Origin of the sequence: Pseudoduganella sp. R-43 (assembly GCF_049913255.1) — a bacterium.
Classification (GTDB): Bacteria; Pseudomonadota; Gammaproteobacteria; order Burkholderiales; family Burkholderiaceae_D; genus Rugamonas.
Genome location: NZ_CP183988.1, coordinates 2,694,843 through 2,710,619, shown reverse-complemented (window position 1 = coordinate 2,710,619; position 15,777 = coordinate 2,694,843). Strand labels below are relative to the sequence as shown.

Annotated in this window: 9 protein-coding genes; 2 read left to right on the top strand and 7 right to left on the bottom strand. The window is 66.2% G+C overall.

The genetic code is table 11. The features are described 5' to 3' along the window. Positions 1 to 72 precede the first annotated feature (72 nt). Positions 73 to 2,895 carry a phosphoenolpyruvate carboxylase gene (gene ppc / locus ACN9M3_RS12460; RefSeq protein WP_426322769.1) on the top strand — a complete coding sequence of 941 codons (2,823 nt, stop codon included), beginning with the start codon at positions 73 to 75 and terminating at the stop codon, positions 2,893 to 2,895. Positions 2,896 to 2,939: 44 nt separating this feature from the next. On the opposite strand, the gene ACN9M3_RS12455 is transcribed toward ppc, so the two are convergent. The 5 genes from ACN9M3_RS12455 to ACN9M3_RS12435 are packed head-to-tail and all read right to left on the bottom strand — an operon-like array spanning position 2,940 to position 7,565. Next, positions 2,940 to 4,145 (bottom strand): matrixin family metalloprotease, encoded by a 1,206-nt coding sequence (locus ACN9M3_RS12455; protein ID WP_426322767.1) that lies wholly within the window; start codon positions 4,143 to 4,145, stop codon positions 2,940 to 2,942. A gap of 27 nt (positions 4,146 to 4,172) precedes the next feature. Then, a complete protein-coding gene (locus ACN9M3_RS12450) occupies positions 4,173 to 5,132 on the bottom strand; it encodes a hypothetical protein (RefSeq protein ID WP_426322765.1) in 960 nt (319 codons plus the stop codon). A 4-nt stretch (positions 5,133 to 5,136) separates the two neighbouring features. After that, positions 5,137 to 5,487 carry a hypothetical protein gene (locus tag ACN9M3_RS12445; RefSeq protein ID WP_426322763.1) on the bottom strand — a complete coding sequence of 117 codons (351 nt, stop codon included), beginning with the start codon at positions 5,485 to 5,487 and terminating at the stop codon, positions 5,137 to 5,139. An 18-nt stretch (positions 5,488 to 5,505) separates the two neighbouring features. Then, complete coding sequence (locus ACN9M3_RS12440; RefSeq protein ID WP_426322761.1) at positions 5,506 to 6,066, bottom strand: hypothetical protein; 561 nt, start codon at positions 6,064 to 6,066, stop codon at positions 5,506 to 5,508. Next, the gene (locus ACN9M3_RS12435; RefSeq protein WP_426322759.1) at positions 6,063 to 7,565 is read right to left on the bottom strand and encodes a hypothetical protein; all 1,503 of its coding nucleotides are present in this window, start codon (positions 7,563 to 7,565) and stop codon (positions 6,063 to 6,065) included. The genes ACN9M3_RS12440 and ACN9M3_RS12435 overlap by 4 nt, the downstream gene beginning before the upstream one ends. Positions 7,566 to 7,742: 177 nt before the next feature. Here ACN9M3_RS12435 and ACN9M3_RS12430 point away from each other — a divergent pair, with 177 nt between their 5' ends. After that, on the top strand, positions 7,743 to 8,414 hold the full coding sequence (locus ACN9M3_RS12430) for a response regulator (RefSeq protein ID WP_426322757.1): 672 nt from the start codon (positions 7,743 to 7,745) through the stop codon (positions 8,412 to 8,414). On the opposite strand, the gene ACN9M3_RS12425 is transcribed toward ACN9M3_RS12430, so the two are convergent. Both ACN9M3_RS12425 and ACN9M3_RS12420 read right to left on the bottom strand, forming a co-directional pair. Further along, positions 8,311 to 13,977, bottom strand: coding sequence for an alkaline phosphatase D family protein (locus ACN9M3_RS12425; RefSeq protein ID WP_426322755.1), 5,667 nt, complete (start codon positions 13,975 to 13,977; stop codon positions 8,311 to 8,313). The two genes, ACN9M3_RS12430 and ACN9M3_RS12425, sit on opposite strands and share 104 nt — an antisense overlap. After that, complete coding sequence (locus ACN9M3_RS12420; RefSeq protein WP_426322753.1) at positions 13,961 to 15,727, bottom strand: hybrid sensor histidine kinase/response regulator; 1,767 nt, start codon at positions 15,725 to 15,727, stop codon at positions 13,961 to 13,963. Before ACN9M3_RS12420 ends, ACN9M3_RS12425 begins: the two co-directional genes overlap by 17 nt. Positions 15,728 to 15,777 lie beyond the last annotated feature (50 nt).

Genomic DNA, 15,777 nt, shown 5'->3' with positions numbered 1-15,777 from the left:
ATGCGCGCCCCTATGCAGAGAGCGGGCCACAAGCCTATTGCACGACCATTCTTATCTTTTGACTGATTAACTATGGCAAATCAAGTAAGTGCAACAGACGAAGCAAACCAGAGCGCCGATAAAGACGCGCCATTGAAAGAAGACATCCGCCTGCTGGGCCGCCTGTTGGGCGACGTCCTGCGGGAACAGGAGGGAGAGGAAGTATTCGCCGTCGTAGAAACCATTCGCCAGACCGCTGTCCGCTTCCGCCGTGAAGCCGACGCCGGCGCCGCCAAGGAACTGGACGGCATGCTGAAAATCCTGACACGCGAACAGACCATCACGGTGGTGCGCGCCTTCTCCTACTTCTCCCACCTTGCCAATATTGCGGAAGACCAGCACCACATCCGCCGCCGCCGCGCCCACTTGCTGGCCGGCTCGGCGCCGCAAAAAGGCAGCATCAGCTTTGCTCTCGACAAGCTGAAAGAATCCGGCGTCGAACTGGACACCGTCACCAGCTTCTTCAAGGAAGCCCTGATCAGCCCCGTCCTGACCGCCCACCCGACCGAGGTGCAGCGCAAGTCCATCCTGGACGCGGAACACGATATCGCCCGCCTGCTGGCCCAGCGCGACCTGCCGCTGACGCCGAAGGAGCGCACCGCCAACCTGCACATGCTGCGCGCCCGTATCGCGACGCTGTGGCAGACCCGCATGCTGCGCTACTCCAAGCTGACCGTGGCCGATGAAATCGACAACGCCCTGTCCTACTACCGCATTACCTTCCTGCGCGAACTGCCGGCCCTGTACGACGACATCGAATCCGAGATCGCCGAGCATTACGGCCAGGCCGCGCCGGCCGCCATCGACGGTTCCTACGTCCAGATGGGCAGCTGGATCGGCGGTGACCGCGACGGCAACCCGAACGTCAACGCCGGCACCATGCAGCATGCGCTGGAGCGCCAGGCCACCACCATCCTCGACTTCTACCTCGACGAAACCCACGCGCTGGGCGCCGAGCTGTCGGTGTCGACCCTGATGATCGGCTGCTCGCCCGCACTGCAGGCACTGTCGGATGCCTCCACCGACACGTCCGACCACCGCAGCGACGAGCCTTATCGCCGCGCCCTGATCGGCATGTACGCCCGACTGGCAGCGACCGCCCGCGCACTGGGCGCGACCAATATCCTGCGCAAGGAAGTCGGCCACGCCGCCCCCTACCCGTGTCCGGCCGATTTCTCGGCCGACCTGCAGGTGCTGATCGAGTCGCTGGACGCCAACCACGGTTCCGTGCTGGCCCGCCCGCGCCTGACCACCCTGAAACGCGCCGCCGACATCTTCGGCTTCCACCTGGCGTCGCTGGACATGCGCCAGTCGTCCGACATCCACGAACGCGTGCTGGCGGAGCTGTTCGCCAAGGCCGGCGTGCAGGCCGACTACCCGTCGCTGGATGAGGATGCCAAGGTCAAGCTGCTGCTGGCGGAGTTAGCGCAACCACGCCTGCTGTATTCGCCTTACATCGAGTATTCGGACGAGACCAGCTCCGAGCTGACCATCCTGCGCACCGCGCGCGACATCCGCCAGCGCTACGGCAAGCGCGCCATCCGCAACTACATCATCTCGCACACCGAGACCGTGTCCGACCTGCTGGAAGTGTTCGTGCTGCAGCAGGAGACCGGCCTGCTGCGCCAGGGTGCCGACGGCGAACGCACCTCGGACCTGATGGTGATCCCGCTGTTCGAGACCATCCCCGACCTGCAGCGCGCCGCCGGCATCATGGAAGCGCTGATGGCCGTGCCGATGGTGCAAAAGCTGATCGCCAAGCAGGGACAGATCCAGGAAGTCATGCTGGGCTACTCCGACTCCAACAAGGACGGCGGCTTCATGACGTCCAACTGGGAGCTGTACAAGGCGGAACTGGCGCTGGTGGAAATCTTCGCCAAGGCCGGCGTCAAGCTGCGCCTGTTCCATGGCCGCGGCGGCACTGTCGGCCGCGGCGGCGGTCCAAGCTACGAGGCCATCCTGGCGCAGCCCAAAGGCACCGTCAACGGCCAGTTGCGCCTGACCGAACAGGGCGAGATCATCGCCTCCAAGTTCTCCAACGCCGAAATCGGCCGCCGCAACCTGGAGCTGCTGGTGTGCTCGACCCTGGAAGCGAGCCTGATGCCGCCGCCGGCCGACGCCTGCCACGGCCCGCGCCTGGCCGGATTCGAAAACGCGATGGCGGAAATCTCCGAGCTGGCCTACAAGGCTTACCGCAACCTGGTGTACGAAACCCCGGGCTTCACCGACTACTTCTTCTCGGCCACCCCGATTGCGGAAATCGCGGAACTGAACCTCGGTTCGCGCCCGGCTTCCCGCAAATCGACGCGCCGCATCGAAGACTTGCGCGCCATCCCGTGGGGCTTCAGCTGGGGCCAGTGCCGCCTGCTGCTGCCGGGCTGGTACGGTTTCGGCTCCGCCATCGGCGCCTGGATCGCCGCCGGCAACGAGGAACAACGCAAGGCGCAACTGCGCGACATGTTCCAGCACTGGCCGTTCTTCGCCACCCTGCTGTCGAACATGGACATGGTGCTGGCCAAGACCGACCTGGCAATCGCCTCGCGCTACGCCGAGCTGGTGGCGGACAAGGAGCTGCGTGAACGCATCTTCAAGCGCATCACCGAGGAATACCACCAGACCCTCGACTGCCTGGAGTCGATCACCGGCACCCGCGACCGCCTGGCAGGCAACCCGCTGCTGGCGCGTTCCATCACCAACCGCTTCCCTTACCTCGATCCGCTGAACCACCTGCAGGTGGAGCTGATCAAGCGCCGCCGCGCGCTGGGTAATGAAGAGGACAGGGCCGATCCGCGCGTCAACCGCGGCATCCACCTGTCCATCAACGGCGTCGCCGCCGGCCTGCGCAACACAGGCTAAGTTGATCGCAGCGGGGCAGCCGGCACGGCGGCTGCCCCTTTCCCTCAGCGTTTTTCGATCCTCACCAGCAGCCCTTCCAGGCGCCGGCTTTCACCGCGCGTGCCGAGGAACTGGCCATCGCTGTGCAACGCCGAGTCGCCATGCCCTTCGATATGTGCCATATAACGCACGGTGTACTGGCCGGCGGCTGGACCTGCCAGCCGGATGGCGATTCCTTCCAGCCGGCGCCCCTGGCCGCGCGTTCCCAGGTAACTGCCTTCGGACTGGAACTGCGTGTCGCCATACCCTTCCACATGGCCCATGTATTCGATGCTGAGGCCGGGCACCGGACTGCTGATTTCCAGCTGCATCCCTTCAAGCCGGCGCGACTCCCCGCGCGTGCCGAGGAACTGGTTTTCCACGCCAAGCATGTCGCCATAACCCTCCACGTGCGCGCGCACCCGCATAGCCGGGCCGCGCTTGCCGTACAGGGCCTCGATGCCGGCGACATCATCCGGCTGCAGGGTGCGCAGGCTGACGCCAGGGTAGCTGGGCGCCATGACGCTGGACGGATCGGCGCTGTGGTCCAGGCCAAGCAGGTGCCCGATCTCGTGCAACGCCACGGTTTCCAGGTCGATCATGCCGGACAAGGCCCCCAGCGCCCAGGCTTCGGCCTCGTCGAAATGACACTTGCCGGCATGCGCCCCGCCGCAAGGCGGCGGGTAAAAGGCATGGGCCAATATCCGTCCCACGCCGTCAAAGGCCGAGCCATCGCGATGGTCGCCGGCCTGCCATTCGATGCGCAGGTCTGGGTTGGCTTCGATCGGCACCTCCACAAAATCCACCCACGCCACCTGCTGCCAGGTGCGGAAAGCACTGCGAACCGCTTCCCTTTCCCCGTCCCCCGCGATGTCCGGCGTCGCGTTGGCAAACCCGAAGGTGAGCGAGCGGCGCCGCGACCAGTAACTGCATCCTTTTAACAGGAAGCGCGACTGCAACCCTGGCGGACGCAAATCGGGATTGCCGCAGCGCGGGCGCTCCATCTGGTGCACCGTCGGGTCGTCCAGCAGGCCGGAGTCGTGCAGGCGGTGGTAGGCCTGGAAGCGCTTGACGGCCTGCCGCGTCGCTTCGTCGAACGTGCCGTCCGTCGAGGCCGATTCGCTCAGGTAGCCAAAACGGCGCAGGAACATCTGAACGCGCGGCACGTCTTCATGCCGCTCGCCGATGTCGAGGTCGCGTACTGTCAGCTTGAACTTGGCTGTTTCTTTCATGTCTTCCTCCGGTAGGTATGGGCTGCTTTAAAGGGCGCCGGCCTTGGGCAGGAACTGCTTCGAATCGGGCCTTTGGTCCGGATCGCATTGGCCAGCGCGCGCCCCCCGCTTGCGGGCCGGTTCACAGGCTGGGTCGTACAAGGTGCCTGGCTGCAGTACTTCAACCCACACCGATGCGGTCCGGGCCGGCAGGTTTCCATTGAATAGCTGCCGGACCTGCAGGTAATTCAAGTGCAGGTCAACATCGCTGTCTTCCTCGATTCCGGGTTTGGCCAGCACCCGCAGCGTGCGGTCGGTAACGGGATTGGTGATGCTGAGGCGCTGCCAGGCCAGGGGCGACTTCATGCCCACATAGACGTGGAAGCGCGCCGGCTGTTCCGGCCCGATGTTCGGCACGCCGACCCTGAATTGCTCTCCCATGGGCTCGAACGGTTCTTCGCGCTTGGCCGCCCGGCGGCGCAATTCGGCGAGCGACGGCACGGCCATGATCTTGACCTGCTTGCTCTCCCACTTGCCATAGCGGTCCAGCGCATTTTCCCTGGCATCCAGGCTGACCAGCGTTGTCAGCGCATCCGGCAGTTCGGCATCGGTGATCGGATAGATCTTCTGGCTCTTCAGCGCAGCAATCACGGCCGCCTTGTGCTCTCCCTGCAGCATTTCCCGCACCGTACGCTCGGGATGTTCGCCCCAATAGGCGAATGCCGACAGGCCGATCAGGCACAGCGCCACGATCAGGAAACTAAACCAGGCGAGCTTGAGCCGGGTTTCCTGGCGCGTCAGCGCTGCCATCGCCTGATCGCCATCAGCGCGTCGCATGACGTTGGACAGGGCGCCCAGCAGGACATCGCGCTGGGCCCCGCTGCTGCTGCGCACTTCCTCCGCCATGCGCTGCAACTGGCCTTCGTAGATGCGCGATACCAGGGCAGCCAGGAAGGCAACGAACGTCAGCGGGGAGCTGACGTTGCCGATCGCTTGCCACATGTCCATGATGCTAACCCGCGGCCAGCCCGGGCTTGCCGGTACCGACGGACACAAGATTGAGCAGGTCGGTGGACAGCTTCATCAGGGCCGAGGTCGTCTCGAGCTGCAGGTTCTTGCCGCGTGCGGCATCAGCCACGCGCTTGGTCCCATCGATCACTGCCGGCGACGGCGGCGCCAGGCTCAGCCCCTGGGTCTCGGCCTCGACGATGCGCCCCATCACTTCGCGCCGTGCCGCATCGGCTTTGGTAAAACGGCTGTGCAGCTCCGGCCGGCCGTCGGACTCCATGCGCTTCTTGATTGCGATGCACAAATCAATCAGCAATTGCAGCCAGATGTGGTATTCAATCAGGGTTTCGGACATGGCAACCTCCATTCAAGTTCATTTGGACAGGACCGGTGCCGCGCCCTCGTTGGCGGCAACCGGTGCGGGAACGCCTTCGGCGGCGGCAGGAGCTGGCCCCTGCGTGCGCGCCAGTTCCACGGCGAACTGGCGCAACACGCTGACCCGGTCGGGTTTGCGGGCCGTGCTACCCAACTCCTGCAAGGACAGCTCCGTCGCCTGCAAGGATGCGGTGGGCGGCGCATCGGCGCGCTCATGGAAATGGCCTTGCTGGCCGGCCAGGGCGGCCTCTTGCTGGACACGCTGGTCGGCTGCCTGGCGCAGGTGGTCGAACAACTGCCCCGCCCCGGGATTGCCGGCCGATTGTGCTGCCAGCCGCTCCAGCATGGCCTGGTGCATGTCGCTCGTTAATTTCGCCCAATCCGAGCGCAGGTTGGTCACCCGGCCGCGCCGTGCGGCCTGCTCGTGTTCGTTGAACGCCGCCAGCTCCTCACGCACCGAAGCGAGCAGGTTTCTTCCGTTGTCGATATTGGCCTGGATTGCAGGGGGCGCCGCGCAGGCGCTGAGCAAGCTTGCTCCCAAGATGGCGAGATAATTCATTGTTCTACTCCAATCCATAGCAGGGAAATGGCCTTGACCAGATTCAGCACAAGGTCCGGTTTCTGTCCGTTGGCAGCGAAACGCGCTGCTTCGTCCACGGTGGGTGTAATCAGGCTGCTCCATTCGCCGAAGTTCCCCTCCGCCCGCACCAAGGGGCCTTCGTTCCTGACGGTTTCAGCGGCCGCGAGCAGATCACTTGTAGCGAGGTGGCGCGCGCCGATCGCCGTCTGGTAGTCGATGGCAGATTTCGCGAGCGCGTGGCGATGGGCGGGAAACTTGTCCCACAATTGAGCAAAGCTCAGCTTGCGCTGCGGGCCGTTCAAGCCCGGCAGCGCCCCGCGCGCCGCCAGCAGGGATGCAAATTCCCCATAGGCGGCCAGGCGCGCCTGGTCCAGGTACTCCAGCCGTTGCGCTTGCAGCGCCAGCATCTTGTGTGCCGTGTCGGAGCGGCTGCTGGCAATCGCCTTCGCGATCTGCAAAGAAGGCATGACGTTGGTGCCACGCACTGCGCGTAATTGATGCAGGTCGTTGGCAAGCGCCGGGAACATCCTGGCGGCGCTTTCGAGCTTGCCGTCATCGGCGGCAGGCGCTTTGTCGCCGCTGACGCTGGCGAGGATATCGTCGATCGTGCTAAGGCTGGTCCTGGCCAACGCTTCCTTGCCGGCAGCGGTCTCGAGCTTCTGCAACACGGCGATGGCGTCGTGCAGCGACGCGGCCGACTTCTGCAACTCATCGCCCGGCAGCGGCCGGGCGGCAAATTGTGCTGCGCGCTCGGCGGCAAGCCGGTATTCTTCCTGGGCCAGCTTGAACGCCTGTTCCGCCTGGCGGGCCTGCCCCGCCTCGAACACCAACTGCTTGCGCAAGGCTTGCAGCGCATCCTGTTGCTTCTTCAATTCGCCGCCTGTGCCTGCCAGGGCCTGGTCCAGCCTGGCGGATGCCTCCTGTTCCTGCTGGCAGGAAGCACGCAAGCCTTCAGCCTCCAGCAACAGGCCGAATTCGCGCGCCTTCTCCAGCCTGGCACGCAGCTCGCCCGCCAGCGCGCTGGTACAGTCCGCAGCGAAATGGCGCTCCAGCAGGCTGCGCTGGAAGAACTCCTGGCTCACCCGCTCGATGCCGATCGCGTCCATGATGTTGCGCACTTTCCTGTCAAGCACGGCATAGTCCGCGCTTGCGGGGCCGGCCAGCTCAAGCAGGCGGTGGTCGATATTGGCCGCCAGGCCTTTATCCAAGGGCAGATCAAGCACGGGCTGGAAACTGCTGTCGCGCTCGAACATCAGCTTGGCTTTGCGGTACTCGCGCGCCTGCACTTCATCCGCGGCACGCACCTTGCGCACGGAGTCGAAGTAGTTTTCCGCCTTGACTTCACCCCACGCTTTCACCACTGCCTGGCCTTGTTTATCGCGCGCTTCGTCATACAGCTGGAATCCCGCACAGCCGTTCAGCAACGCCAGCATGGCGCCTGCCGTAGCGGCCTTTGTGCCTTGCATCAGAATATTCATTTGGGTCTCCTTCCTCGTCGACACTGTTGTTATCGGAACGTGTCCAGTGTAGGAAAGCAGCCCTGCCGGCGCCATTCGCCGGACGGCTAAACCAACAACGTATTCAGCACGGTGGCGCTGTGCTAACCTAGACACTGGGACTAGGCCGAACGGCCAGGATGCTTAAGGAGCCGTGCCATGCGTGTGCTGCTAGTTGACGACCACCCCATGTACCGCCGCGGGCTGATGAGCGCGCTGTCCTCGGTCATGCCCGAGGGCGGCTACGAGGTGCTGGAAGCTGGCGACACCGCCACCGCCCTGGCCTTTGCCGGCGGCCCTGTGGTGGACCTGGTCTTGCTCGATCTTCACCTGCCCGGCTGCACGCCGATCGAGACACTGGAGAGGACGCGCGCGGCCTTTCGCCCCCCATCGCGCGTGGTGGTGCTCACCGGCGATGAAGACATGAAGCTGGCGGTGGACGTGCTGAAGATCACGTCGGACGGACTGATCATGAAATCAGCGGACGAAGAAGAATTGAAAGGCTCGCTCAAGGCGGCAATGTCTGGCGGGGTGGTGATTCCGCGCAAGGTCATGGAGTATCTCGCTGTCGTGGCAACCTCCGCCAGGGCTCCCCGCCCGGCTCCGCCAGCTGGCGACACGGGTTCCCACGGCCTGTCGCCGCGCCAGCTGGAGGTGGCGCGCCAGGTGGCGGCGGGCAAGTCGAACAAGGAAATTGCCCGCGACATGGACCTGGCGATCGCCACCGTCAAGGTTCATCTGACTGGAGCTCGAGGGGTGCTTGGGGCTCGGACAAGGAGCGAACTGGCTGCCCTGATTGCGCGGCTTGGCCTGACCCGCTCGCTACACTGACGCCAGCGCCGCGGTGGAAGCGCAGTTCGGTGCGCCAGCCGCCCCCGCTTGCCGCCACAACGCGCAGCAGGGCAAAGCCGTCGCCCGGGTAAAAACGCGTCCGGACCTGGCAATCGACCTGCAGCCCGCCGCCCGTCTTGAAGCTGAAGTCCTCGTCGCCCGCAAAGTCGGCCTCGCTCGAATTCGCGAAGGGGAACGGCGCGTAGAAGCCGGAGCTATGAATGGAGCGCAGGCGCACCGGCTCGCGTCCAGGACATGACAACGTTACCTGCGCATCGCAGGAGATATGCTCATCGCCCGACAGCAGCACCACGTGCTGGATGCCATTCTCGGCGATATGCCCCAACAGGCGCGTCAAGGATGCGGGATAGCCATCCCAGGCATCGGAGCGCAAGCAATGCGGGCCGCTGATGTCGCGCGCAGCGAGCAGGCGGCGCGGCAGCACCATGGACGGACTGGCGATGAATTTCGGCCGCTCTGGCGGTGCATTGTCAAGCCAATCGAGCAGGCACTGCATCTGTCGCTCGCTCATGATGCGGTCCTGCGCGATGCCGGCGGCGCTGCGCCGGGCGCGTTCGGTGCGCGTATCGGCGACAAACAGTGGAAATCCGCGCGGCTGCGCGGCAAAATCCAGCCACGCTGGCGCGCCAGCGCGCTCCTTGGCCCGCAAATAGCCGCGGAAGGCGTCCCGCCCCGCCTGCATCTGCGGGTCGCCGGCAGCGCCTTCCCAGTTGTCGGCAATTTCATGGTCGTCCAGCATCGCCAGCACGGGCAGGCGGCGCAGGACCCGGCGCACATCCGGATTACCCAGCAACTTCTCGTAGGGCCGCACAAAGCGATCGTCCCTGGCGGTTGGATCGAACAGGCCGGCCGTCGCGTCGCTATAGATCTGGTCGCCCAGCAAGAGCAGGAAGTCAGGCCGCCAGGCATGCTCGCGCAACAGCCTGCCGAGCCGGAAATAGGAGCCATATGCCGGATAGCGATCCAACAGGCCAGCCGGGTACTGGCAGCTGCCGAAGGCGATGCACAGGGCCGGTGCGACCCTGTCGTCGCGCTGGCGGCGCGGCAGGTAGCCGTGGGCGATCGCCGAGCCGGCTTGCAGCGCATCGCCGACTGCGGCGGCGATATCGGCGGCTTGCTGGTTGATAAAGGCTTGCATGCGGACCCGTGCCGACTCGTCCGCCGTCAGTCCCGCCTCAGCCTTGCCGGCGATGAACTTCATGTCGCGCACCGAGGGCTCGTGGTAGATCTCGCGATCCGCGTGCGCCTGCGCCCCCAGGTCGTACACCACCAGCACCAGCCAGCCCGTAGCGCCGGCGGGCGGCGGCGGTATATCCAGCCGCAGCCAGCCTTCGCATTCGGCCGGGGTTGGACGGAACTGGATGTGGCTCGCCAGCGGCGCGTGCGACGCCTGCAGGCGCTGCCCCCTTTCCACCACCGGCACCAGCGCAATCATGGCCGCGCCATTTTGTTGCGGATCGATGCCGAGCCCAATCTTCCAGCGCACCGCCTCGTCAAGGCTGCTGCGCAAGGGGCCTGCAACCGGGGGCGCCACGCGCCAGCGCCGCATGGCCGGCAGCGGTGCCGCGCATTGCGGCTGCGCCATGAAGGCGGCCACCCGCCCGAACACCTCGCCGGCGGCGCGCTTCCCGATCAGGCAGTCCTGGTGGCCGAAATCGTGCAGGATCACCGGCGTCAGCCGGACCGGCGTGCCGCACAACTGGCGCTGCAACAAGGCGGCTGCCGCATGATCGGACACCCCGCTCTGGTCGCTGAACAGTGCCAGGGTGGGGAAGGTCCAGCGCGTGGCCAGCGTTCCCTGCGCGACATAGACATTGCGTCCGGCGCGGTTGGCGATGCGCTGCAGCCGCGCGATATGGATGGTCTGGGCCAGGGTCTCGGTATTCAGCGGCCCGAAGAAGTCGTCGATATGCTTGAGGATGGCGGAACTGAGCTGCGGCAGGTTGAAGTCTCGCCCATACAAGGCGTCCATGCGATGCCGGGTGCGCACGAAGCTTGCGTTGCGCCACGGCCCGAGCGGGTTTTCGATGCGGAACTCCTCGTCCGGATACGGCAAGGTCGCCAGCAGCCGGTCAATCAGTTCGTCAAGCAAGGTCGCCTCGCGCTCCAGCCGGTACTCGTAGCGGTCCAGCGGCAGCATGCGGCGCAGGTAGCCCATCAGGTAGCCGCGCAGGCGGTTGTCGCGGCTGAACTTCACCACCGGTCCCAGCTGTGATAGCACGAGGCTGCGGATCATTCCCGGCAGCGCCTGCCGCTCTTGCTGGAAACGCGCGCCAGGCTCGGGCAGCGCCAGCACCGCCATGCTGGTCATTACCGCCCCGATGCAGTGCGCGAACACGTCAACCGTGCCGTGCACGCTGCTGCGCGCCACATGCGCCACCACGGCCGGAATATCGGCCAGCGCCACATCTTCCAGTGTCCAGGGGTGGCGCGCGCTGGGCAAACCACTGCTAGTCCGCAGGTCGGCCACCCATACATCGCGGCCGCGCTGCCACAAGTACTTGGCCAGCCCCGGGCGCAGCAAATGATGGGCATAGGTGGTGCCGCTGGCACTGTAGCCGTGTATCAGCAGCACGGGCGGCAGCGTCCCCTGGTCGACGTGGCCCATGTAACGGGTCAGGCGCGCCACCACGGGGGTGCCGTCGGGCAGGCGGTCGACTTCAAGCTCGGTCACCTCGGGTGCCGGCCGGAACCAGCCCGGCAGCTTGCCAGGCAGGCGCCGCGGCGCACGCGGCGCGGAATCGTCCGGCTTGCGGAAGCTCCACACGTGGACGCTCAGGAACAGGCGCAGGAAATAGCCGGCCAGTCCGGCGCAATCGGCCAGTGCCGACACCTGGTCCTGCTGGCGGAGGATGCGTAGCAGCGGCTGCTGCTTCCATACCAGGAAGCCGGTGTCGAGTTCGAGCCGGGCCGGGCTGCCGGCGCGCAGGCCGGGAAACTGCTCGAGCTGCAGCCGGGTCAACTGGTGCCAGGGGTTGGCGGCACGCGCATAGGTCAGGCGTTTGCGGCCAACGATCGGCTGGCCCTCCACCTCCAGCCCGGCAAGCGCCTCAGCGGGCGGGACCACCAGCTCGCGCACCTGCAGCACGTACTCCAGCAGGCGCACCTCGCCGGCCCGCGAGGCCAGGTTCCAGGCCGACCGGATGCGCCGGCCGCCATTGGCAAACAACAGGGCGGGTTCGTGCCGCCACTCCCCCCTGCGCACCGTCTGCCACAATACCTGGCAGGCGTCGCGCAGGCCCCGGTTCAGGAACCAGGCGGGCAGCGCTGCCCAGCGGCGCCCGCCTGCCGTGCCCGGCTCGCGATGGAACAGGCGCAACTCGCCTTCCACCCTGGCTTTCAGCAAGATGGGCGGCTTGGGATGGCTGGGGTCATCGCGCTTCGGGCTCCACGCCTGCCAGGCATCCCAGTCATACAGCGTGAGCCAGCTTTCCCCAGGCCGGGTGAGCATGCGGCGCTGCAGCGGCACGGCGCCGCCGTCCGCCGGCAAGACCAGCCGCGCCAGGTCCTGCCGTTCGTAAGCGATCGTCAGTTCGACAAAAAACTGGCGCGGACCGGCTGCGGTATCGAGCCAGCTTGGGCCGCACAGCCGTTCGCGCAGGTCGACCATGGTGGGCGCTGCGCTGCGCGCCTGTGCGCTGGGCGCCAGCTGGAAGCGCGGGCGCTCCTGCGGCAGGCCGACCAGGCCGGCCTCAGGCGGCCTGGCCAGTTTCCACTCTTTGCGCAGCGCCTCAATCGCCCGTTCGGCCAGCGCCGCAATGGTCAGCGCCGGGTTGATGCCAAGCGCGCGCGGCACGATGGAACCGTCCAGCACTACCAGTCCTGGATGAAATGACTCCTGGCCCCGTTTGCGGCGCATGAACACGCGGCCGCAATCGTCCACCACGCCATGCTCGCTGTCGTGCGCCATCCGGCAGCCGCCTAAAGGATGCACGGTCAAGGGAGGACCGCGCCGCCCCGACAGCAGGAATTCCATGGAATCGGGCAGGGTCTTCCAGAGCGGGTTGGCAAGCAGGCGCGGCGGTTCGCCCTGTCCGTCCGGCGCCAGGCCGGCGCAAGCGGCGGCCAGCGCCGCCATCTGGCCCTGGAACAGTTCGCTGTTCCGCAAGCCCGGCCAGCGTACCCGCAAGCTGCCTTCGTTCTCATCGTCGGCGATGGCCAACTCCAGCGCGCCGGCGGCCCCATCATCGCCCATGATCGCCAGGATGCTGCTGCGCTCGATCGCCCCGGCATCGACTGCGCAGGGATCGCCCTGGCTGCCATCGTTGCCGTGTTCACTCTCGTCCGCATAGGCCAGCGCATCGAGGGTATGGGTGGTGGCCAGTACTTCTTCCAGCACGCGCCGCAGCGGCGCCGGAATTCCCAGCTCTTCGACCACGAAGCCCGGCTGCCCATCCTGCGCCGGCACATCGACAATGCCGGTGATGGTAGGGCCAACCCTGCGCGCGCCCGCAGCCGTGTTTTCATCATCGGTCGGATGCGCCGGGGCTTGCTGCCCGTAGACAGCGGCGATCATGTCGCCATTGCTCGAGAAGCCGCATCCCAGCTGACCGGAAAACTGCAGGTCAGCAGTCTGGGAGCGCAACAGGATCTCGGTCGAACCCAGCGCACCGGCAGCGAGAATAAGCTTGCCGGCCCTCAGCACCAGCGGCTGCGGCTGCCGTTCGCGCAAGCCGGGGTCGGTATACGTCAGGTGCAGCAGCCAGCAACCGGCGGCCCGGTCGTGTTCGAACCGCAGCACCGTGGCGCCGGTATACAGTTCGGCGCCATGGCGCCAGGCGTCTACCAGCAAGTTGGTGTCGAGCGATTCCTTGGCGTTGAAGTTGCAGCCGGTAACGCAGTCGCCGCACTGAACGCAACGGTCAAGCCGCACCTGTGCGCTGCTGTCGCGGGCTTCGAGCGCCACGCTGATACGGGCCTGGCGCAGCTTGCCCCCTTTGACTTGCCGCCCCAGCTGCTCCAGCGCCATCAATTTGGCCGGAGCGGCAATACCGTGCGCTTGCAAGGTGCCGCCATCAACGGCAATCAGCCTGGCGCGCGCGCTGGCGAAATGGGTTGCCAGCCCGGGCGCCGCCTGTTCCAGCGCCGCCACCACCTCGGCCGCAGGTTCTTCCAGCACACCGGCGTTGATCAGCGAACCGCCGCCCAGGCCATTGGCCAGCAGCACATTGGCATCGCCAGCCAGGCGCAAATCGAACAAGCCCTCGCGCTGGCCGCGTACCTGGCCGCCCGGGGTGCTGAAGCGCAGGTGTCCAGGCAATTCTGCCAGCCGGCTGGGGAAGGCGCCCGGCAGGTATTCCCTGCCCCGTTCCAGCACGCAGACCGAGAGCGGCTGTCCCGACTCCTCGCCACGGCAGCCGGCCAGCCCGGCTGCCGCCACTGCGCCGCCGTAGCCGCTGCCGACGATAACGACATCATAGTCCGGCGCTGGCTCCGCGCCGCGCAGCGCCAGCTTCGCGGCCAGGCTCTCCAGGCCGTGCGACAGCCAGTTGCGATGGCGCTGCGTGCTGCCAGCGTCCGGCTCCCTATTGCATGTATCCATGATGTACCCCTTTCGGTGACTGTTCCAGTTGCGCTACCGCCGCCAGCAAGGCGGCCAGCGGAACCGGCTTGTGCAGCAAAGGCAGGCCGGCACTGCGCGCTTCGCGCAGCCGGTTGGGGGCGGTATCGCCACTGACCAGGATGACCGGCAAACCGGGATAGAGCTCGCGCAGCGACTGGACTGCCAGCAGGCCGCTGTCCTGCCCACGCAGGCGGAAATCGACCAGGGCGAGGTCGGGCCGGTCCAGCGCGGCCAGCGCGACGGCCTGCGCCGTGCCATCGGCCAGGCTGACCCGCGCGCCCAGCTCCACCAGCAGCGCCTGCATTCCGCTGCGCACTGCCAATTCGTCGTCGACCACCAGCACCTGGCGCCCGGCGAGCGAACCGGCCACACTCGACTGTGCAGTGACTGGCGCCGGCGCCGCCTGCGCCAGCGGCAGTATCACGTAAAATGCGGTGCCCACGCCCTCGCGCGACACCATTTCCAGCCGCAGCGCCAGCAGCTTTGCCAGCCGCGCCACAATCGACAGGCCGAGGCCGAGGCCATTGGCACGGTCCCGTTCCGGATTGTCCAGTTGATAGAACTCTTCGAACACCCGTCCCTGCTCATCGACCGGAATGCCGCAACCGCTGTCCTCGACGATCACGACAGCCAGGCCGCCCTGCGCCAGCAACTCAAGCTGCACACCGCCTTCCGCCGTGTACTTGATGGCGTTATCCACCAGGTTGCAGAGCACACGCCCCAGCAAGACCGGGTCGGTATCGACTACTGCCTCGCCAACGCTGTGAAAGCCGAGGGCGAGCCCACGGCTTTGCGCGATTGGCGCAAACTCGTCGTGCACGCGATGCAACAGGGCGGGCAGGCGCACCGGCACCACGCTGGCCAGTACCACGCCGGCGTCGAGCTTAGAAACATCGAGCAGCGCGTCGAGCTGGGCGGTCAGGCTGCCAAGGGCGGCTTGCATGTGGCCGGAGATCTCCCGGCTTGCTTCGTCCAGCGGACGCATCGCCAAGGCAGCGGCGAACAGCGATAAGGTATGGATTGGCTGGCGCAGGTCATGGCTGGCCGAAGCCAGGAAGCGCGTCTTGGCCTGGTTCGCCTGCTCTGCTCTTGCCAGCGCATCCGTCAGTTCCCGGTTCAGGCGCACCTGTTGCAGCCGGATCTCGAACGATTCGCGGAACAGGCGATAGGAATCACCTGCAATGGCGGTCAGGAGCGTCGCCAGCACGGCAAGAATCAGGGCTGCCGCGCCAGGGGTCCAGCCCGAATGCCCGGTGCGCTGCCCGCCAGCCCACAGCAGCACCAGCGGCGCGAATATCGGCAGGATGTAGGCCACGAAAACCGGGCGATAGCCTGCGGTGGTCGCGATGGCGCCGGTGCATAAGCCAACCAGCAACAACGTCAGGATGACCCGCTCCAACTCTGGCAGGCTGCCGAAAAACAGCAGCGATAGCGCATGCGCCAGCCCGTTCAAGCCGCTCAGGCAAATTGCAATCTGCAAGCGTCGCGCGCCGGACAGGCCATGCATGGCGGGCAGCCGTCCCAATGCAATGCGCCGCACCACCAGCATCAGACAAACCACGCCGACCCAGGCTACCACCAGCGCATCGGCCACATGGCCATGCACCAGCATGGCCAGCATGAGCGCAGCAACAAATACCGGCACAGGCATCCTGCGGCCCTGGCGAGCGAAGAACAGGAGCAACTCCTGGTCGATATTGTCGGCGGCGGCTGGCGTGACCGTGGTCATGGGGTATCCGGCAGTTGAAGGCTGGTCCGATCCAGAATAACCAGCCTGTC